This is a genomic window from Saccharopolyspora taberi, from assembly GCF_039534165.1.
Classification (GTDB): Bacteria; Actinomycetota; Actinomycetes; order Mycobacteriales; family Pseudonocardiaceae; genus Saccharopolyspora_D; species Saccharopolyspora_D taberi.
On the sequence record NZ_BAAAUX010000032.1, the window covers coordinates 60,345 to 78,761 of the forward strand.

Consider the following 18,417-nt stretch of genomic DNA (forward strand, 5'->3'; position numbering starts at 1 on the left):
TCCGGCGGAAGCCGCCACGCCGCCTTCCCGGGCCGCCACGCCCCCTGGCGGAGGTCGCCTCGCCGTATCCGGGACTCGGCGCTGGAGCTGCTGCTCGGCTACGTCCGCGACGCCACCGCGAGCATGTTCGCGTGGCAGGGGCGGACCAGCGACGACGAGTGGCGGCACACGGTCGGCCCGGTGCTGGACGAGGTGCTGGACCGGGAGCGGAGCACGCGTTCGAGTTCGGTTTGCAGCGAGTGCTCGACGGCATCGAGGCGTTGGTGCGGGGGCGGTAAGCGCGGCTCCAAACCCGGAATCGGCCGCGAGCGGAGCCCGTCAACGGAACACGGCGGTTCCCGTTGAGCGATCAGCCCGCGGCGCCTCGGCGCCAGTAAGCCAGCGCGTAGACGCGGCTGCGGTCCAGGCCGACCGTCTGCTGGAAGTGGTCCCGCAGGACGTGCGTCGGCTCCGCCTCCGCCCCGATCCACACGCGGGCCTCCGGCCCGAGCTCCGCCGACCGCACGGCCTCCACGAGTCGGCCGCTCTCCCCGGCCGGGACTCCGTCCCGGTGCACCCAGGTCCACTCCACCTGCGCCGCGCTGGCCACCTCCTGCCGCTCCGCGGCGTCGGCGACCTCGGCGAACACCCGCACCTTCGCCGCCGCGGGCAGCTCCTCCAGGATCGCCGCGATCGCGGGCAGCGCCGTCTCGTCCCCGATCAGCACCAGCGGATCGGCCTCCGGGCTGGGTTCGTAGGACGGGCTCGGTCCGACCGCCACGATCTGCTCGCCCGGCCGCACCCGGGACGCCCACGTGCTGCCCGGGCCGTCGTGCTCGTGCACGACGAAGTCGATCGCCAGCTCCAGCCGCTCGGGGTCGAACCAGCGGACCGTGTAGGTGCGCTGCTTGGGCTGCTGGTCCCTGGGCAGCGCGAAGACCTCCGCGCGGTCGCGGCCCAGCGGGGTCGGCTGCCCCGGCCGGGGCAGGCAGAGCTTGATCCGCTGGTCGCTGCCGTTGCTGACGAAGTCGGCCAGCTCCTCGCCGCCGAGCACGATGCGCACCATCAGCGGCGTGATCCGCTCGACCGAGCGGACTTCCAGCTGCCGGTACCGGGACCGGGCCCGCCGCGTGGTCGCTTGCATCCTCGTCACGTCAGTCGAGTGTAGGGAGCTCCCGTCACGGCGGGTTGATGCCCGGCGGGAACGGTGGCGGCGGAGGCGGCTGCGGGTTCGGTCCCGGCGGTGGTGGCGGGGGCTTGTCCACCGAGGGCGGCGGCACGTACCCGGTGCTGATCGACAGCGTCACGACCTCGCCGGGCAGCGCGAACCCGCGCGGGGACTGGCTGGTCACCGTGCCCTGCCTGCGCTGGCTGTTGACCGACCGCTCCGCGACCTCGTACCCGGCCTTGCGCAGCAGTTCGGTGGCGCGCTGCGCGCTGAGCCCGACCACGTTGGGCACCTGGTGCTCGCTGCCGCCGGTCTCGTAGCGCTTGGTCGTCGGCGGCAGCGGCGCGACCGGAAGTCCCTGGTGGATCGGGTTCATCGCGGCGAACCAGGTGCGCGCAGGCACCTTGCCGCCGTAGATGTTGCCGCCGTTGGCCCCGCACAGCGTCGGTGGGCTGCTGTCGCAGATGCCCTGCGGCGAGGTGCCGTCGCTGAAGACCAGCACCGCGCCCGCGAACTGCGGGGTGGCGCCGATGAACCCGGCCGACTGGTGCGCCTCGGTCGTCCCGGTCTTGCCCAGCATCGGCCGCGACCAGCCCGCGCCGCCTGCCGCCGCGGCGGCGGTGCCGCCCGGCTTGTCGTCGTGGCTCATGCCGACCGCCAGCGCGTTCGCCAGCTTCTCGTCCACCGCCTGCTCGCACGGGTCCTCGGTGATCGAGACCGGGTTGCCGTTGCGGTCCAGGATCTGCTCGATCGGGGTCGGTGGGCACCATGTCCCGCCGCTGATGATCGTGGCCGCCACGTTGCCCAGCTCCAGCGGGCTGGTCGGCGTGAAGCCCAGCGTGAACGCGCCGACGTTGGACTGCTTGATCCAGTCGGCCTGGGACTGCACGTTGCTGCCCTCGGGCACCGGATCACCGACGCGGTCGGAGGCGAGCATGGTCTGGCGCATGCCGAGCCGGGCCGCCATGTCCACCGTCTCGTTGAGCCCGACCCGCTCCTGCAACGCCACGAACGCGGTGTTCGGCGAGGTCGCCAGCGCCTTCTGGAGGGTGCGCGGCCCTGGTGTCACGCCTTCGGCGTTGCCGACCGTGTAAGGCGCGGTGCCGTTCTTGTAGACGCGGGAGGTGTAGGCACCGGGCGCCTGGATGGTGCTGTGGATGCCCATCCCCTTCTCCAGCGCCGCGGCGGCGGCGAACACCTTGTAGATCGAGCCCGCGCCGAAGTGCGCGATGCCGCTGGGCAGCGCGTACGCGGTCTCGCCCTTCTTGGCGTCGAGGCCGAAGTCGCGGTTGGCGACCAGGGCGCGCACGCGGTGCTTCTCCTTGCCCGGCTCGACCACGCTCATCACGTTCGCGATGCCCTTGGTCTTCTTCGGCACTTCCTTCTCGGCGGCGGCCTTGGCCGCGGCGGTCGCGTGGTGGTCCAGGGTGGTGCGGATCGTGTAGCCGCCGCGCTTGAGCTGGTCCTCGGTGAAGCCGGAACGCCCCAGGTAGTCGATGACGTACTGGCAGAAGAAGCCGTCCGACGGGCCCGCGCCGATGCAGCCGTTGGGGACGGTGTTGAGCGGCTGGGCGAGCCCGAGCGGCGCGTTGCGGGCCTGGTCGGCGGACTCGCGGGTGATCCGGCCCTGGTCCTGCATCGCCTGGATCACCAGGTTGCGGCGGTTCAGCGCCTCGACCGGGTTGGTCTCCGGGTTCAGCGCGCTGGGGCTGTTGACCATGCCGGCCAGCAGCGCGGCCTGGGCGATCGTCAGCTTGTCCGGCGTGGTGCCGAAGTAGGTGCGCGCGGCGGACGCCACGCCGTACGCCTGGTTCCCGAAGGGGACGACGTTCAGGTAGCGGGCGAGCAGCTCTTCCTTGCCGAGCTCGCGCTCCAGCTGGAGCGCGATCCGGATCTCGCGCAGCTTGCGCGCCGGGGTCTGCTCGATGGCCTTGGCCTGCTTGACCGGATCGCCCGCGGCGACCACGTGGACCTGGTAGTTCTTCACGTACTGCTGGGTCAGCGTCGAACCGCCCTGGGCGATCTCGCCGGACATCTGGTTGGTCAGCGCGGCCCGGACCGTGCCCGGCCAGTCCACGCCGCGGTGGTCGTAGAACCGGCGGTCCTCGATCGAGATGATCGCCGCCTTCATGGTGTCGGCGATCTCGTGCGGACGCGCCGGGGTCCGGTTCTGGTCGAAGAGGTAGGCGATCGGGGTTCCGGCCCGATCTGTGACCGTCGTCACAAGGGGCGGTTCCTGGGTCATCAGCTCCGCGGAGATGCTGTTCACCGCGTCGCTGGCGCGGTTGGAGACCACGCCGAGTGACCCGGCGACCGGGAACAGCAGGCCGGCGACCAGCACGCCGGCCAGCACACACAGGCCGAAAAGCTTGAGCACCCCATCCCGCACTCGCATCGAACCAGCCTAAAACCGCCCCCGGACGTGACGCTCTGTCACGCCTGAGGTCCGCCCGATGTGATGAGCTTCAAAGATAACGGAGCGACAACCATTCATTGGTTGTGGAACCGACGGGCTCTACAGTTCGTCCACGTCCAGCGACAGCACTGTTGTGGCGCGCACCGCGCGCCCCGACATCCGGTGCCGGGGGGCTCCGGACGAAATACGGTCGCCGACGATCCAGTGAGGAGCTGGGGGAACTCTATGTTCGAGCAGGGGGACTGGCGGATTCGGGCAGCTTGCCGTGATGAGAATCCGGACCAGTTGTTCGTACGGGGCGCCGAGCAGCGCAAAGCGCGCATGATCTGCTTCGGGTGCCCGGTCCGCACGGAGTGCCTGGGCGAGGCGCTCGACAACAAGATCGAATTCGGCGTGTGGGGCGGAATGACCGAGCGGGAACGGCGGGCACTGCTGCGCCGTCGCCCGGATGTCCGCAACTGGCGGGAATTACTGGAGGCCGCCCGCCAGGACTACGCCGATATCGACGAGTACCAGGTGAGCTGACCGGTTCACCGCAGAACGGGAATATTCCCGTTTTCAACGGTTTTCCGGTCGTTGCTCCATTTGAGCGCCGCGCGGATGGGTGCGTCATCCGCGCGGTTCTCCTTTTATTCACCTGCCAGCCGCCTGCCGATTTCCCGGAGTCCTTCCAGGTCGTGGACGTCGGAGGGCAGGGCGGGCACCCCGACCACCGGGACCTCCGGGTGCGCCCGGGTGAACCGGGCCAGCAGCCGCTTCTCCCGCTCGGCCACCGCGACCCGGTCGGCGTGGATCCGCAGCACCGCCGCGGCCAGCGGCGACGTCTCCGCGAGCTCGTCGGCCGCCGCGGCGGCCTTGGTCCCGGCCAGCCCGGCGAACACCGGATGGGTCCGGTTGGCCACCAGCCCGGTCAGCGGCATCCGCTCCCCGGCCAGCCGCTCGACGAAGTAGGCCGCCTCCCGCAGCGCGTCCGGCTCGGGTGCGGCGACCACCAGGAACGCCGTTCCCGGTGAGCGGAGCAGCCGGTAGGTGTGCTCGGCGCGCTCGCGGAAGCCGCCGAAGGCGGACTCGAAAGCCTGCACGAAGGCCGCTGCGTCGGCCAGCAGCTGGCCGCCGATGATCGTCGAGACCGCCTTGGAGAACATGCCGAACCCGGCCGCTGCGATCCGCCGCAACCCCTTGCCGCCCGCGCGGGCCGGGGTGGACAGCATCTTGATCAGCCTGCCGTCGAGCACGGTCGACAACCGCTGCGGCGCGTCCAGGAAGTCCAGCGCGGACCGGCTCGGCGGGGTGTCGACCACGATCAGGTCCCAGCTGCCGGACGCGGCGAGCTGGCCCAGCTTCTCCATCGCCATGTACTCCTGCGTGCCGGAGAACGACGTGGAAATGGTCTTGTAGAAGGGGTTTTCCAGGATCTGCTCGGCGCGGTCCGGCCCCGCGTGCGCGCGCACCATGTCGTCGAAGGTGCGGCGCATGTCCAGCATCATCGCGTTCAGGTCGCCCGCGGGCTCGAAGTCGTCGAGCACCACCTGCTTCGGCGTGTTGCCGAGTTCCCGCAGGCCCAGCGCCTGCGCCAGCCTGCGCGCCGGGTCGATGGTGAGCACCACGGTCTTGCGCCCGCGCTCGGCCGCGCGGACCGCGAGCGCGGCGGCGGTGGTGGTCTTGCCGACCCCGCCGGAGCCGCAGCAGACCACGATCCGGGTCGCCGGATCGTCCAGCAGGCCGTCGACGTCGACCGGTTCCGGCCGGTGCGGTTGGCTCATCTCGCGCTCCCGACGCCGTGGTCCCCGACGCCGTGCTCGTTGAGGACCTCGGCCAGTTCGTACAGTTCGGCGACGTCGATGCCCGCGGTCAGGTCGGGCAGCGAGATCGCGGGCAGGTCGATCGCGGCGACCTGCTCCCGCGCGGAGTCCTCGGCGTCCGCCCGGATCGCGTGCTCGACGGCCTCGTGCGCGAGCGCGTCGACCAGCTCGGGGTCCGCGCGGAACCCGGCCAGCGCCAGGCCGTCGGCCAGCTGCGCGGTGTCGATCCGCCCGGCCGCCGCCGCGGCCACCGAGCCCGCGGGCAGCCGCCCGGGGCGGACCCGGTTGAACAGCACCGCGCCCGGCCGCAGGTCGGCGGCGTCGAGTTCGGCCACGGCCTCCAGGGTTTCCCGCACCGGCAGCTCCTCCAGCAGCGTGACCAGGTGGACGACGGTGCCGGGGGAGTGCAGCAGCCGGACCACGCCGTCGCTGTGGCCGTGGATCGGGCCGGACTTGGCGAGGTCGGCCATGGCCCGGGTGACGTCGAGGAACTTCACCACCCGGCCGGTCGGCGGGGCGTCGACCACGACGTGGTCGTAGACGTAGCGCCCGCGGTCGTCGGTGCGGCCGACGCACTCCTTGATCTTCCCGGTGAACAGCACGTCGCGGAGCCCCGGCGCCAGCGTGGTGGCGAACTCGATCGCGCCCATCCGGCGCAGCGTCCGCCCCGCGAAGCCGAGGTTGTAGAACATCGACAGGTACTCCAGCAGCGCGGGCTCGGCGTCGATGGCCAGCGCGCGCAGCTCGCCGCCACCGGGCGCGGCCGCGATCGGCTCCTCGGAGTAGGGCAGGGGCGCGGTGTCGAAGAGCTGGGCGATGCCCTGCCTGCCCTCGACCTCCACCAGCAGCACCTTGCGACCGCCGGTGGCCAGGGCCAGCGCCAGCGCCGCGGCGACCGTGGTCTTGCCGGTGCCGCCCTTGCCGCTGACCACGTGCAGCCGGGCCGAATTCAGGTCCCCGTCCCAGTCGGTCACACGATCAGCGTAGGTCGGGATGGGTTCAGCTGTCTCCACCGCGAACGTCCCCGCAGGTCAGCCCGTGATCATCACGATCGAGGTGACCAGCGCGCCCGCGCCGACCAGCGACCAGCACACCACCGGCGGCAGCACCGTCGCGGTCAGCGCCGCGACCACCGCGACGGCCAGCCCGCCGCGCACCCCGGTCCGCGCGACCTCGCGCGCGCCGGTCTCGCGGCGGGCGCGGACGTTGGCCATCAGGCCGAGCACCATGAACGAGCCGACCGCGACGGTCAGCGCGGTCGCGATGAATCGCCAGGCTTCCACCCGGCCGAAACTAGTCCGCTTCGCCCCGCGAGGTGACCGGTTCGGGCGAACCGCCGCCCCCGAACGGCCGGGCGGCCGGGCCGGCAGCGGCCACCCACGCAACGCGACCTCTTCGCCGCTTTTAGGCTGATCGCCATGACTAAGTGGGAGTACTCGACGGTGCCGCTGCTGACGCACGCGACCAAGCAGATCCTGGACCAGTGGGGCGAGGACGGGTGGGAGCTCGTCGCCGTCACGCCCGGCCCGACCGGGGAGCAGATGGTGGCCTACATGAAGCGCCCGAAGGGTGAGTGACATGGGCCGGTGGACTGACCGACTCGCCGAGCTCGGGATCGAGCTCCCCGGGGTCGTGACCCCGCTCGCCGCGTACGTGCCCGCGCTGCGCAGCGGTTCGCACGTCTACACCTCGGGCCAGGTGCCGATGGTGGCCGGTGAGCTGGCCGCGGCGGGCAAGGTCGGCGCGGAGATCAGCGCCGAAGACGCCAAGCAGCACGCCCGCACCTGCGCGCTCAACGCGCTGGCGGCGGTGGACTCGCTGGTCGGCCTGGACTCGGTGGTCCGGGTCGTGAAGGTGGTCGGGTTCGTGGCGTCGGCCGAGGGCTTCACCGGCCAGCCGGGCGTGATCAACGGCGCGTCCGAGCTGCTCGGCGAGATCTTCGGGGACGCGGGCAGGCACGCGCGGTCCGCGGTCGGCGTGGCCGAGCTTCCGCTGGGCGCCCCGGTCGAGGTGGAGCTGATCGTCGAGGTGGAGTGACTTCGCCGCGGACGACATCACAGCGGGCGGCGTCACCCGGTGCGGTGACGCCGTCTTCGCTGCCCGGAAAAAGATCTTCGTCCGGAAATGGTGAGACGGTTTCGCGACAGTGGCCGCGCACCGCTGGTGGCGGCAAGTACGCTGCGGTCATCCCTTTTCGATCGAGCCCTGCCCTGGGGTCCGTCGAATGGGGGTATCGATTCCTGTGAGTATCCGTACGGTTCGACCTGGCGGGCTTGTCCTGCCGGGGCAGTGGGGGATAGTTCACCTGAAAGGGTGCGCGGCGGGATTCGCCGGTCGGCTGCGGACAACCCGCGCCGAGAGGGAGTAGAGCCTGGGAGGGGCCGACGTGGCGGTGCGAGAGACCGACCTTCTGTGCCACGAATTGCTGCTTCGACTCGCCGGCCGGTTGCCGGACCGCCAGCTGTGGCGCTTCCGCGACTGGCTCGCGGGCGGTGCCGCTGAGGTCATCGCGCGAGCGCTGCCCGCGACGCTGGTGCGCGAACGCGTCGCGCTCGACGACGCCGACCACCGGCTCCTGCGCGACGCGCTGCTGCCGCTGGGCGCCGACACCGCGCTGGTCAACGCCATCCTGCCGGTCGAGGACCGCCCGGCCGCGCACAACTTCACCGCCGACGCACCCGCGGCCAGCGCCGGTGACTCCGAGATCCTCGTCCTCGGCGCCACGCTGCGCGGCAGGCAGGGCGTCCGCCAGGTGCGGACCAGCTGGCGCCGCGAACCCGGCGGCGTCGCGAAGCGGATCGTGCTGGTGACCGCGTCGGCCGACGCGATCGCCCTGACCGGGGAGATCCAGCGGATCCTGCGCGCGCTCGGGGAGGCCGAACCCCGGGTCGAGGTGCTGCCGCCCGAAGCCGAACCCACCGCCTACCACCGCGCCGCGCTGGCCGACTCGGTGCTGGTGTGCGAGGGCGCCGAAGAACTCGCGGGCCACCGCGGCTGACCAGAGCAAGGGCGAATCGAGGAGGCACAGACGTGGACGTGGCTGAGGGAGCCGGTCCGGTGGACCGGTTGCACAACCTCCTGCTGGCCATGACCGGACGGGTGGACGACGACGCGATCAACTCGGCGCGGGAACTGCTCGGGGGCGGGCAGCTCGACGCGGCGGCCGAGTTCCTGACCGGCTGCCTGGTGGCCGGGCGGATCCCGGTGACCTCGACCGAGCAGTACCAGCTGCGCCGGGTGCTCGACGAGGCCCGCTCGCAGCAGCGGCTGGCCGATCGCCTCCTGGTGCTGGACAACCTGCCCGACGAGAACCACCGGTTCACCGACCAGGGCGAGTCCGACGACGACGTGGTCACCGCGCTGTCGCCGGTCACCTCCCGGCTGCCCGGCGTGCGCGCGGTCTGGTGCGCGTGGCGGACCACTCCCGCAGGCGTCACCTACGGCGCGGTGCCGCAGCGGGTGCTGCTGGCCGAGGTCGGCTCCGAGGGGTCGGTGGCCGCCGCCGGTTACCAGCTGGTGGAGGCCCTGCGCCGGGCCGGTGTGGACGCCTCGGTCGAGGTGTTCGGCAGCGGTGCGGACCTGCCCGAGTACCACCGCAACGCGCTCGCCGCCGCGCACCGCGTGCACCTCGACATGCCGCCGGTCACCGCCGGTGCGAACGGCATGACCCGGGCGCGCGCCCCGCGGGCGAGCTCAGGTGGTGAGGCGGCCGGAGGCCGCGACATACCAGGAGAACCAACGGCTCCTGAGCGCGAGCGGCGCCCGGTCGCCGAGGTCGAGCGCGAGGCCGAACCGGCCCCCGCTCCGCCCCCGGCTCCCGCCCCGGCTGCCCAGCCCGCCCCGCCCGCTCCGGTCGCCCAGCCCGCTCCGGTCGCGGAGGAGCCCGAGCAGCCGCCGCAGCCGGAGACCAAGCCGGAGGCCAACATGAAGGTCCCGGCGGCGGTCGACGCCAAGCTCACCGACCGGGAGCGCAACCTCCTGCGCAAGCTGCACGAGGAGCTGGCCCAGCGCGAGCAGGACCGGACCGGGCCCCAGCAGGCCCCGGCGGGCCGCTCCGGCCAGCAGGAGCAGTGGACCTCCACGATGCCCGGCGGGACGGGCGGTTTCCCGCCGATCGGCGCGTCCCCGGCCCCGGTCAGCAACCAGGGCAACAGCCAGCAGCGCTGAGCGGACGGGCGGTGGTGCCACCCGGCGCCACCGCCCTGCCCCGCTACACCGCGGACTGGACCTCGGCGAGGATCCGCTGGATGTGCAGGCCCCGGCGCAGATCGCAGGGGTGCTCGGTCCGCCCGTCCCGGATCAGCTCCAGGAACTCGTCGAGCAGCACCGAGTAGCACTCGTGCGCCGCCGTGCGGCGGCCCGCCAGCTGCGTGTGCCCGTTCTCGCCGTAGACGCTGAACTCGACCAGCGCGGGCTGGACCGGCACGCGCAGCGACACCGTCAGCGTGCTCGTCGCGCCTCCGGCGTGGCCGAACACGACGGTCCAGAGGTCGTCGGGATCGAGCCGGGCGTAGTGCACCCGCTCGATCTGCCCGAGCGCGGCGTCGAGCAGGTCGATGGCGTGCGGGCCCGCGTCGATCAGCGCGCCCTCCTTCTGCCGCCACTCCGACGCGGCGTAGTCCCCGGCGAGCAGCGCGCCCGCCAGCCAGCGGCCGATGCCGCCCCGGACGCCGTCGAGCCCCGCCAGCCACGCCCGCACCTCCGGCGCGAACCTCCTGGTCAGCATGAGCAGCCCGGCCACCCCGGACTCCTCGGCCGCGTCCACCACCGCCTGCGCCCTGGCGAGGTCGGCGGCCAGCGGCTTCTCCATGATCAGGTGCTTGCCCGCGCGAGCGGCCTTCGGCGCCAGCTCGGCCTGCACGGCGGGCGGCACCGCGAACGCGACCGCGTCCACATCGGACAGCAGCTCGTCGAAGCCGCCGGCGACCTCGGCGCCGTAGGGCTCCGCGAGCGCTTCGGCCGCGTCCCGCCGCCGCGCCCACACCGCCGCCAGGCGGGTGCCGGGGTGCGCGTCGAGCCCGGGTGCGTGCACCCGATTGGCCCAGGGTCCTGCTCCGACCACTCCAACCCGTAGTGCTTCGCTCATGCCGACATCGTGCCTCCGGGGTGATCGCGGGCGTGCGAACGGGGTCGGCGAGGCACCCGATGTCGCCCCGGCGGAGGAACTTGCGCCTTCGCCGGGGGCGTGCGAGCTCATAGGGTGACGGCATGGTGCAACTGCCGGAGGAACTGACCCTCCCGGAGGGGTTCGTCCCGAAGACGCTCCCGGACCCGCCGGTCACGCCGAAGGACGCGGCCACCGTGATCCTGCTGCGGGAGGGCCCGGAGGTGTTCCTCCAGCGCCGGGTGCGGGGCATGCCGTTCGCGGGCGGCATGACGGTGTTCCCCGGCGGCGGGGTCGATCCCCGGGACGCGGACGCGTCGGTCGCGTGGAGCGGGCCCGTTCCGGAGTGGTGGGCGCGGCGCTTCGGCTGCGGCACCGAACTCGCCCGCGCGCTCGTGTGCGCGGCCGTGCGGGAGACCTTCGAGGAGTCCGGCGTGCTGCTCGCCGGGCCGGGACCGGACGCCGTCGTCGGCGACACCTCGGCCTTCGCCGACGCCAGGGCCGCGCTGGTCTCGCGGGAGATCTCCCTCGCGGGCTTCCTGGCCGACGCCGGCCTGGTCCTGCGGGCGGACCTGCTGCGGCCGTGGTCGAACTGGGTCACGCCGGAGGCCGAGCCGCGGCGCTACGACACCAGGTTCTTCCTCGCCGCCATGCCCGAGGGGCAGCGCGCCGACGCGGTCACCTCGGAGGCCGTCGAGGCGTACTGGAGCTCGCCGCGGGCGGCGCTGGAGGACTGGGAGCGGGGCCGCTGCGGGCTGCTCCCGCCGACGTGGGTCACGTTGACCGAGATCGCCGAGTACGGCAGCGTGGCAGCCGCGCTGGCCGCCGACCGCACACCCGCGAAGGTGCTGCCGAAGCTGGTGCGCAGGGACGGCCGCTGGCGCGCGGTGCTGCCCGGCGAGCCGGGCTACGACGGAGAAGGGCAGTGATGGAGCACCCAGCCTACGGAGAGCTTCGCCCGGTCACGCCGCACGCGTCGGTGCTGCTGGCGCGGAACCCGAACGCGATGACCCTCGACGGCACCAACACCTGGCTGGTCGGCGCTCCGGACGCGGCGGACCGGATCGTGATCGACCCGGGCCCGGCCGACCCGGACCACCTCGGCCGGATCGCCGAGCGGGGTCCGGTCTCGGTGGTCCTGCTGACCCACCACCACCCCGACCACACCGAAGGCGCGCGGGACTTCGCGGCGCTCGTCGGAGCCCCGATCCGCGCGCTGGACCCGGAGCTGTGCCTGGGCGCGGAACCGCTCGCCGAGGGCGAGGTGGTCGAAGCGTCCGGGGTGCGGCTGACGGTGATGGAGACCGCGGGCCACACGGCGGACTCGGTGTGCTTCACCATCGCCGAGGAGCCGTCGGTGTTCACCGGCGACAGCGTGCTCGGCCGCGGCACGACGGTGGTCGCGCACCCGGACGGCAACCTCGGCTCGTACCTGGACTCCCTGCGGCGGCTCGCGGAGCTGCCCGAGGGGACGGCGGTCCTGCCCGGCCACGGGCCGGAGCTGCCGGACGTCCGCGCGGTCGCGACGGCCTATCTCCGGCACCGCGAGCAGCGGCTCGAACAGGTCCGCGCGGCCGTGCGGGAGCTCGGCGGCGGAGCCACCGCCCGGCAGGTCGTGGAGGTCGTCTACGCCGACGTCGACCCCGCGGTCTGGGGCGCGGCGGAGTGGAGCGTCGAGGCCCAGCTCGCCCACCTCCGGGAACTCGGGGAGCTCTAGCACTCCGACGGGAGCGCGGGGGCTTCGGCACTCGGGCTGGGGCGCGGGGAGCGCTGGCACTCCGGCTGGGGCGGCAGGGAGTACGGGGAGCCTGGGCATTCCGGCGAGGGCGCGGGGAGCGCTGGCACTCCGGCTGGGGCCGCAGGAAGCACGGGGCCCTGGATTCCGGCGGGAACTCTGGGAGTTCCGGCATTCAGGCTGGGGCGCGGGGCTTGGTACTCCGGCTGGAGCGCGGGGAGCTCGGGTATTCCGGCTGGAGCGCGGGCTCCGGCACTCCGCTGGAGCGCGGAAGCTCTGGCACTCCGGCTCACCCGCCAGCCGGACACCTCGCCCTGCCGCACGACGTCCGCGCCGCACCTCGCCCTGCCGCACCACGCCCGCGCCGCACCGCCAGCGCCGCCCGAGCGCCCGCCCGCTAGTACTCCGGCTCGCCCCACTCGTGGACGACGAAGTCGTCGCCGACCGACACCTTCCCCGGCTGCACCACGGCGAACTTCGCCCCGAAAGCCACACCGCCCGCCTGGACCCGCCGGTAGCTCGCGAACGTGCGCAGCGGCTCGGGACCGGACTTCGTCCCGGTCGCCTGGTCGACGGTGGTGACCGCGCAGCGGGTGGCGAGCTTGGCGTAGCCCAGCTCCACGTCACCCGAGGTGACCCGGCGCATCCGGTCCTCGGCGTGCGGCTCGTCGAAGCCGGTGACCACGATGTTCGGCCGGAAGCGGTTCATCGGCAGCGGCGTGGCCAGCTTCTCGTTGAGCAGGTCCAGCGACGGCCGCGAGATCACCAGCACCGCGCAGCTGTCGGCGTAGCCGGAGGTGCCCGGGGTCAGGCCGTCGGTGACGCGGTCGTGGTCCGGCGGAACCCGGACCAGCCTGCTCGCCGCGCCCAGGAAACCGGACAGCCACTCGGCCACCGCCGGACCCTGGTCGATTCCCTTGAACGGCTTGCCGAACAGCTCGACGTCCTGCTTGGGACCGGTGCTGTCCACGTCGATGGTCAGCGCTTCGGCACCCGGCGCGCGCAGCGTCATCCGCTCGCCGTCGGTGCTCATCTCCGGCCGGACCAGCGCGAGCCGCGGATGGCGGCGCTGGGTCCGGAACACGCCGTCCTCGGCGACGACCATGAACCCGCGGTCGTGCGCGAGTCCCGCAGGCGTCACCACCGAGTCGACGAGCGAGGTCCCCGCGCACCCCTTGATCGGATAGCAGAGGAGTTCAGCGATCTTGGCCACGTGCTCCGACCCTAGTGGCCGGGAAGCCGGAAATCAGCCGCGTTTCGGCATCAGCACGTACCGCAGCTCGGCGGGACCGGGCTCGACCTCGCTGATCACCGACGACCGCCGCTGCCCCGCCCGCAGGTCCAGCCGCACGGTCCGCCCGGCGAACGCGGCCAGCGCGTCGGCGAGGTAGCGCGGCTGGTAGGCGGGGCCGAAGCGATCGCCCCGGACGGTCGCCTTGACCGACTCCTGGGCGTCGCCGAACCGGGAGTCGGCCGCCCGCACCCGCACCTCGGAGTCGTCGACGTCGAGCAGCACCGAGCCGTGCGCCCCGGCGTAGGGCGAAACCCGGCGCACCGCCCCGGCCAGCGCGTCCGCGTCGACCTCCACCGCGCAGTCGGCGTCGGGCAGCAGGTGGCGCGACTCGTCCGGGAACGGCGCGTCGAGCAGCGTCGTCGAGACCTCCGCGCCCGGCCAGCTCACCCCGACCCGGTCCGCGTCGGCGTGCAGGACGACCTCGTCGCCGGACGCCTGCCTGGAGACCTCGGCGAGGATGCTCGCGGGCACCAGCACGTCCAGGTCGGCCACCTCGGCGCGCCACGGCAGGCTCGCGACCGCCATCCGGAACCGGTCGGTCCCGACCAGCACGAGCCGGTCCTCCCGCTGCCGGACGTGCACACCGGTGAACACCGGCAGCGCGTCGTCGCGGGAGGTCGCGGACGCGACGACCGCCGCCCGCGGCAGCAGCGCGGCGTCGAGCGCGCCGACGCGCGGCGGCGCTTCGCGGACGCCGGGGTGCGCGTCGGCGTCGAGCAGCGGCAGCGCGAAGCGCGCGTTGGGCGTGCGGAGGGCGAGCTTCGAGCCCTCGACGACCAGGCGGACTTCGTCCGCGTCGAGGTTGCGCAGCGTCTCCGCGAGCGGCTTCGCCGGGACCAGCACCCGGCCTTCGGCGTGGGTGCGCGCCGGGCGGCTCAGGCGGATGCCGCGCTCGCGGTCCGTTCCGGCCAGCTCCAGCCCGCCCGGGGTGGCCGTGAGGACCATCGCAGCCAGGACCGGGTCGAGGAACCTGCCGGGCAGCAGCCGAACGAGGTCCGCCGCCGCGCTCGCGGCGGAACGGGTGGGCGCCGTGACGTCGAGATCCATGCGGTGGACGCTAGCCAGCTGGGCTGACAGCGCCGGGTTTTCAGACCGCGGCGAGCTGTTGCTGCTGCACGGCGGCCTCCGGCCGCAGCGTGCCGCGCCGCGCCCAGAGCACCAGCGCCAACACGGCACCGACCGCGCCGGCCGTCAGGAACGCCGTCGGCGGGCCGCTGGCCTCCACCAGCTGCCCGCTGACCGACTGCCCGAACGCGGCCCCGAGCGTCACCGACGTGACCACCCAGCCGAACGCCTCGGTCGCGGTTCCCCTCGGCGCGGCGATCTCCAGCGACACCGAGTGCGCGGTCGACTGCGGTGTGATCAGGCTGCCCGCGATCAGAAGCGCCAGCGACAGGCCCCACAGCGTCGACGGGAGCGCGAGCAGGACGATCAGCGCGGCGAAGCCGAACAGCAGCGCGGGCAGCCGCAGGTGCATCGGCCGCGGCCACGGCCGCATCCCGTAGAGCACGCCCACCACCACCGAGCTGACCGAGAGCAGGCTCAGCAGCAGCCCGCCCGCGGTCGGGTACCCGGCGCGGACCGCTGCCGCGGGGACGCCGACCTCCACGAAGCCGATCAGGGCGCCGAAGCCGAGCGCGGCCAGCGCCACCGTCCGCATCCCCGGGCTGGCCAGCGCGCCGAGCAGGTTCCCGCCGTCGCGGTCACCCGGCGCGGGCCGCTGCCGCCGCGCGGCTCCGGTCAGCGCGAACCCGACGCTGCCGGCGATCATGCACACCGCGCCCGCGACCACTCCGGTCCCGGCCCACGGCATCGCGACCAGCAGCCCCGCCAACCCGGGCCCGAGGATGAAGAAGACCTCCATGCTGATCGCCTCGTAGGAGAACGCGGCGTCCCGCTCCCGCCCTGGCGGCAGCAGCTCGTTCCACAGCGCCCGCGAGGCGGGGCCGACCATCGGCTGGGTGATGCCGACGCCGAACGCCAGCCCGACCAGCACCGGCAGGGCCGCGTGCGCCTCGATGGCCGCGATCGCGCCCGCGACCAGCACGGCGAACACCCCGGACATCAGCAGCAGCGGCCTGGTCGGGCCGATCCGGTCCATCACCCGGCCCTGGGCGACCGAGCCGCAAGCCACCCCGATCAGCTCGCTCGCCGAGACCAGTCCGGCGGCGGCGAAGGTCCCGGTCTCCTGCTGCACGTAGAGCATCAGGGCCAGCCCGATCATCGCGATCGGCAGCCTGGCCAGCAGGGACGTCAGGACCGGAGCGGCGGCTCCTGGCGCGGTCAGCGCGGCGCGGTAGTCGCGCGGGGAGACGGAGTTGGACACCCGTCCAGTATTCCGATACTGGTACCCGCGTACCAACCTCTGGCCGGGTAATTCGGCTCACCGCCGCAGAATGGGACTTTTGACCCGAGGCGGACACCGGCGGCGGCGGGCACACTCGATGGCACGGGCAACGGATTACTCGGCACTAGCCAATCCGGGTGAACGGTGAAACCCGTGGGACCGGTACGGCGTCCTGGTCAGTAGGGGCCCACAACAGAACTTCCTCCGGTGCCGGATTCGGGGCCGACGCATTGGAGGAGGGGGGGAGCGTGGTTGGTCGTCGGGGGATCGGCCACGCGCAGGCGAGAGAGCTGGTGTGCCACGTCGGGGGTGACATACCAGCTCTCTCGCTGTGTGCTGCGGGCGCGAAAAAGCGCGCGCCAACTGAGGAGCTCGGGAAGTGGTCCCGAGCCCGTCGGTCGGCGCGCGGTGGCCGACGGCCGGCGGGCCGTCAGCGGGCGCGTCGGGCCAAGCGCTCCGGGTCGAGGATGAGCACGCTCTTGCCTTCGAGCCGCAGCCAGCCGCGGTGCGCGAAGTCGGCCAGCGCCTTGTTCACGGTCTCCCGCGAGGCGCCGACGTACTGCGCGATCTCCTCCTGCGTCAGGTCGTGGGTGACCCGCAGCAGACCGGCCTCCTGGCTGCCGAAGCGCTGTGCGAGCTGCAGCAGCGCCTTGGCGACCCGGCCGGGCACGTCGGTGAAGATCAGGTCCGCGAGCATGCCGTTGGTGCGGCGCAGCCGGCGCGCGACCACCCGCAGCAGCTGCTCGGCGATCTCCGGACGCGTGCTGATCCACTGCCGCAGCGCGGTGCGGTCCATGGTCAGCGCCCGCACCTCGGTGACGGTGGTCGCGGTCGACGTCCGCGGTCCCGGGTCGAAGATGGACAGCTCGCCGAACATGTCCGACGGCCCCATGATCGCCAGCAGGTTCTCCCTGCCGTCCGGGGACTTGCGTCCGAGCTTGACCTTGCCGGATTGAATGATGTAGAGCCGGTCGCCCGGCTCGCCCTCGGCGAAGATCACGTGTCCTCGCGGGAACTCAGACGGTTCCAGCGACTGGGTCAGTGCCTCCGCCGCGGCCGGCTCAACGCCTTGGAAGATGCCGGCCCGGGCCAGGGTCTCGTCCACCTCGTCCCTCCATGTTGAGACGCGGCGGCTGTCTTACGATCCGGCGCCGCGTGTACGCGGACCGGGTGTGCCGCCGATCACTACCAGTAAGTCTAAGACTGGTCGCGGGAACGGCGAGTTCGTAGCCTACCGGCGCGTCCCACCCTGCGTAGCTGGAACAGCTCCAGCGCACGTCCAATTCCCTGCCGGAACAGTGCCCTGACCTCGTCCGGCCGGGCGTTCTCCAGCAGCTCCTCCACCTCGTTCTCCTGTACCGCGACATGGCGGAGCCGTGCCTCCACGCGCTCCATGAAGAGCGTGAAGAACATGATCACAAGCGGTACGACGATCACGAACCAGGCAGTCATGATGATGAAATCCTCGCTCATGCCTTCGGGGCGGATGTAACCGGGGGTATCTTCTGCGCGCGCGAGGCGGTGCGGGCACCATCCGCGTGGGCGACATCCGTAGTCTGGAGGGGTGCCGGACCAAGCGCGGAACAAGCCCCGTGACACCGCTGTCGACAAGGCTGCCAAGGCCCGGTCGGGGGAGACCCGGCTGGGACTCGTCCGGCGTGCCCGCCGGATGCTCCGTGCGTTGGCCGAAGCCTATCCCGACGCCCACTGCGAGCTTGATTTCGACACCCCGCTGGAGCTCGCGGTGGCCACGATCCTGTCCGCGCAGTGCACCGACAAGCGGGTCAACATGGTCACCCCGGCCCTGTTCAGGCGGTATCCGACGGCCGCGGACTACGCCGGGGCGGACCGCGCCGAGCTGGAGGAGATGATCCGCTCCACCGGCTTCTACCGGAACAAGGCGGCCTCGCTGATGGGCCTGGGCGCGGAGCTGGTCGAAAAGCACGGCGGCGAGGTGCCCGCGAAGCTGGCGGACCTGGTCAAGCTGCCGGGCATCGGGCGCAAGACCGCCAACGTCATCCTCGGCAACGCCTTCGGCGTCCCCGGGATCACCGTCGACACCCACTTCGGCAGGCTGGTCCGGCGGTGGAAGTGGACCGCCGAGGAGGACCCGGTCAAGGTCGAGCACGCGATCGGCGAGCTCATTCCGCGCAAGGAATGGACGATGCTGTCGCACTACGTGATCTTCCACGGGCGCCGGGTGTGCCACGCCCGCAAGCCGGCGTGCGGCGCGTGCCTGCTCGCCCGAGACTGCCCCGCCTACGGCGAGGGGCCGACCGGCCACCTGGAAGCCGCGAAGCTGGTCCGCGGGCACGAGGCGCCCCGGCTGCTGGAGCTGGCCGGGATCGTCTCCGAGATCCCGGAGAAGACGATCGAGAAGGTGGCCGAGACGGAGCCGCACTCGTGAGCCTGCGCGAGTACCGCAACGAGATCCGCTGGACCGTCGTGGTCGTGGTGCTGGCGGTCCTCGGCGTGATCGCGCTCTGGCCGCGCGACGGCGGACCGCCGCAGGCTCCCGGCCCGGGACCGGCAGAGCCGGTCGCCGGCCGCGGCGCCGACCCGGCGCTGCGCG

20 protein-coding genes are annotated in these 18,417 nt (G+C 72.8%); 9 read left to right on the top strand and 11 right to left on the bottom strand.

Translation table 11 applies throughout. The annotated features are described in order from the left end of the window. A partial coding sequence (locus tag ABD691_RS30720) for a hypothetical protein (RefSeq protein ID WP_344685730.1) occupies nt 1–345 on the top strand: 345 nt, incomplete at its 5' end. 4 nt (nt 346–349) lie between these two features. Here ABD691_RS30720 and ABD691_RS30725 read toward each other — a convergent pair. Beyond that, nucleotides 350–1,123, bottom strand: a complete 774-nt coding sequence (locus ABD691_RS30725) for a siderophore-interacting protein (protein WP_344685748.1) — start codon at nt 1,121–1,123, stop codon at nt 350–352. Nucleotides 1,124–1,157: 34 nt separating this feature from the next. Then, nucleotides 1,158–3,542, bottom strand: coding sequence for a penicillin-binding protein (locus ABD691_RS30730; RefSeq protein WP_344685731.1), 2,385 nt, complete (start codon nt 3,540–3,542; stop codon nt 1,158–1,160). Nucleotides 3,543–3,788: 246 nt separating this feature from the next. Here ABD691_RS30730 and ABD691_RS30735 point away from each other — a divergent pair, with 246 nt between their 5' ends. Continuing rightward, complete coding sequence (locus tag ABD691_RS30735; protein ID WP_344685732.1) at nt 3,789–4,088, top strand: WhiB family transcriptional regulator; 300 nt, start codon at nt 3,789–3,791, stop codon at nt 4,086–4,088. Nucleotides 4,089–4,192: 104 nt separating this feature from the next. Here the strand turns inward: ABD691_RS30735 and bagB are convergent, their stop codons facing one another. The 3 genes from bagB to ABD691_RS30750 are packed head-to-tail and all read right to left on the bottom strand — an operon-like array spanning nt 4,193 to nt 6,648. Further along, a complete protein-coding gene (gene bagB / locus ABD691_RS30740; protein ID WP_344685733.1) occupies nt 4,193–5,326 on the bottom strand; it encodes an ATPase BagB in 1,134 nt (377 codons plus the stop codon). Next, nucleotides 5,323–6,339, bottom strand: coding sequence for an ATPase BagA (bagA, locus tag ABD691_RS30745; protein WP_344685734.1), 1,017 nt, complete (start codon nt 6,337–6,339; stop codon nt 5,323–5,325). Before bagA ends, bagB begins: the two co-directional genes overlap by 4 nt. Nucleotides 6,340–6,396: 57 nt before the next feature. Continuing rightward, nucleotides 6,397–6,648, bottom strand: coding sequence for a hypothetical protein (locus ABD691_RS30750; protein WP_344685735.1), 252 nt, complete (start codon nt 6,646–6,648; stop codon nt 6,397–6,399). Between the two features lie 129 nt (nt 6,649–6,777). On the opposite strand from ABD691_RS30750, the gene sp36 reads away from it, so the two are divergent. From sp36 to ABD691_RS30770, 4 genes are all read left to right on the top strand, one after another. After that, complete coding sequence (sp36, locus tag ABD691_RS30755; RefSeq protein ID WP_344685750.1) at nt 6,778–6,942, top strand: Sp36 family protein; 165 nt, start codon at nt 6,778–6,780, stop codon at nt 6,940–6,942. Nucleotide 6,943: 1 nt separating this feature from the next. Beyond that, nucleotides 6,944–7,402 (top strand): RidA family protein, encoded by a 459-nt coding sequence (locus ABD691_RS30760; protein ID WP_344685736.1) that lies wholly within the window; start codon nt 6,944–6,946, stop codon nt 7,400–7,402. A 349-nt stretch (nt 7,403–7,751) separates the two neighbouring features. Then, nucleotides 7,752–8,363, top strand: coding sequence for a hypothetical protein (locus ABD691_RS30765; RefSeq protein WP_344685737.1), 612 nt, complete (start codon nt 7,752–7,754; stop codon nt 8,361–8,363). Between the two features lie 32 nt (nt 8,364–8,395). Next, the gene (locus tag ABD691_RS30770) at nt 8,396–9,532 is read left to right on the top strand and encodes a hypothetical protein (protein WP_344685738.1); all 1,137 of its coding nucleotides are present in this window, start codon (nt 8,396–8,398) and stop codon (nt 9,530–9,532) included. A 43-nt stretch (nt 9,533–9,575) separates the two neighbouring features. Here the strand turns inward: ABD691_RS30770 and ABD691_RS30775 are convergent, their stop codons facing one another. Then, nucleotides 9,576–10,451, bottom strand: coding sequence for a Gfo/Idh/MocA family protein (locus ABD691_RS30775; protein ID WP_344685739.1), 876 nt, complete (start codon nt 10,449–10,451; stop codon nt 9,576–9,578). Nucleotides 10,452–10,573: 122 nt separating this feature from the next. On the opposite strand from ABD691_RS30775, the gene ABD691_RS30780 reads away from it, so the two are divergent. Further along, a complete protein-coding gene (locus tag ABD691_RS30780) occupies nt 10,574–11,398 on the top strand; it encodes an NUDIX hydrolase (RefSeq protein WP_344685740.1) in 825 nt (274 codons plus the stop codon). Continuing rightward, nucleotides 11,398–12,186: an MBL fold metallo-hydrolase gene (locus ABD691_RS30785; protein ID WP_344685741.1), complete on the top strand. Its 789-nt coding sequence runs from the start codon at nt 11,398–11,400 to the stop codon at nt 12,184–12,186. The genes ABD691_RS30780 and ABD691_RS30785 overlap by 1 nt, the downstream gene beginning before the upstream one ends. Before the next feature lie 415 nt (nt 12,187–12,601). Here the strand turns inward: ABD691_RS30785 and ABD691_RS30790 are convergent, their stop codons facing one another. The 5 genes from ABD691_RS30790 to ABD691_RS30810 all read right to left on the bottom strand — a co-directional run bounded on the left by ABD691_RS30790 (nt 12,602) and on the right by ABD691_RS30810 (nt 17,297). Then, nucleotides 12,602–13,417, bottom strand: a complete 816-nt coding sequence (locus ABD691_RS30790; protein ID WP_344685742.1) for an MOSC domain-containing protein — start codon at nt 13,415–13,417, stop codon at nt 12,602–12,604. 33 nt (nt 13,418–13,450) lie between these two features. Next, nucleotides 13,451–14,545 carry a DNA polymerase III subunit beta gene (gene dnaN / locus ABD691_RS30795; RefSeq protein WP_344685743.1) on the bottom strand — a complete coding sequence of 365 codons (1,095 nt, stop codon included), beginning with the start codon at nt 14,543–14,545 and terminating at the stop codon, nt 13,451–13,453. Between the two features lie 40 nt (nt 14,546–14,585). Then, nucleotides 14,586–15,824 (bottom strand): MFS transporter, encoded by a 1,239-nt coding sequence (locus ABD691_RS30800; RefSeq protein ID WP_344685744.1) that lies wholly within the window; start codon nt 15,822–15,824, stop codon nt 14,586–14,588. A gap of 451 nt (nt 15,825–16,275) precedes the next feature. Beyond that, a complete protein-coding gene (locus tag ABD691_RS30805; protein ID WP_344685745.1) occupies nt 16,276–16,950 on the bottom strand; it encodes a Crp/Fnr family transcriptional regulator in 675 nt (224 codons plus the stop codon). Between the two features lie 92 nt (nt 16,951–17,042). Continuing rightward, on the bottom strand, nt 17,043–17,297 hold the full coding sequence (locus tag ABD691_RS30810; protein ID WP_344685752.1) for a hypothetical protein: 255 nt from the start codon (nt 17,295–17,297) through the stop codon (nt 17,043–17,045). Nucleotides 17,298–17,409: 112 nt separating this feature from the next. Between ABD691_RS30810 and nth the strand changes: the two genes are divergently transcribed. Further along, nucleotides 17,410–18,252 carry an endonuclease III gene (gene nth, locus ABD691_RS30815; RefSeq protein ID WP_425565195.1) on the top strand — a complete coding sequence of 281 codons (843 nt, stop codon included), beginning with the start codon at nt 17,410–17,412 and terminating at the stop codon, nt 18,250–18,252. Nucleotides 18,253–18,417 lie beyond the last annotated feature (165 nt).

Bases quoted from the DNA above. Each gene is read 5' to 3' on its own strand.
- ABD691_RS30780 (WP_344685740.1), top strand. From the start codon at position 10,574: ATGGTGCAACTGCCGGAGGAACTGACCCTCCCGGAGGGGTTCGTCCCG.
- dnaN (WP_344685743.1), bottom strand. From the start codon at position 14,545: ATGGATCTCGACGTCACGGCGCCCACCCGTTCCGCCGCGAGCGCGGCG.
- ABD691_RS30760 (WP_344685736.1), top strand. From the start codon at position 6,944: ATGGGCCGGTGGACTGACCGACTCGCCGAGCTCGGGATCGAGCTCCCC.
- ABD691_RS30730 (WP_344685731.1), bottom strand. From the start codon at position 3,542: ATGCGAGTGCGGGATGGGGTGCTCAAGCTTTTCGGCCTGTGTGTGCTG.
- ABD691_RS30810 (WP_344685752.1), bottom strand. From the start codon at position 17,297: ATGACTGCCTGGTTCGTGATCGTCGTACCGCTTGTGATCATGTTCTTC.
- ABD691_RS30785 (WP_344685741.1), top strand. From the start codon at position 11,398: ATGGAGCACCCAGCCTACGGAGAGCTTCGCCCGGTCACGCCGCACGCG.
- ABD691_RS30725 (WP_344685748.1), bottom strand. From the start codon at position 1,123: ATGCAAGCGACCACGCGGCGGGCCCGGTCCCGGTACCGGCAGCTGGAA.
- ABD691_RS30735 (WP_344685732.1), top strand. From the start codon at position 3,789: ATGTTCGAGCAGGGGGACTGGCGGATTCGGGCAGCTTGCCGTGATGAG.
- bagB (WP_344685733.1), bottom strand. From the start codon at position 5,326: ATGAGCCAACCGCACCGGCCGGAACCGGTCGACGTCGACGGCCTGCTG.
- ABD691_RS30775 (WP_344685739.1), bottom strand. From the start codon at position 10,451: ATGAGCGAAGCACTACGGGTTGGAGTGGTCGGAGCAGGACCCTGGGCC.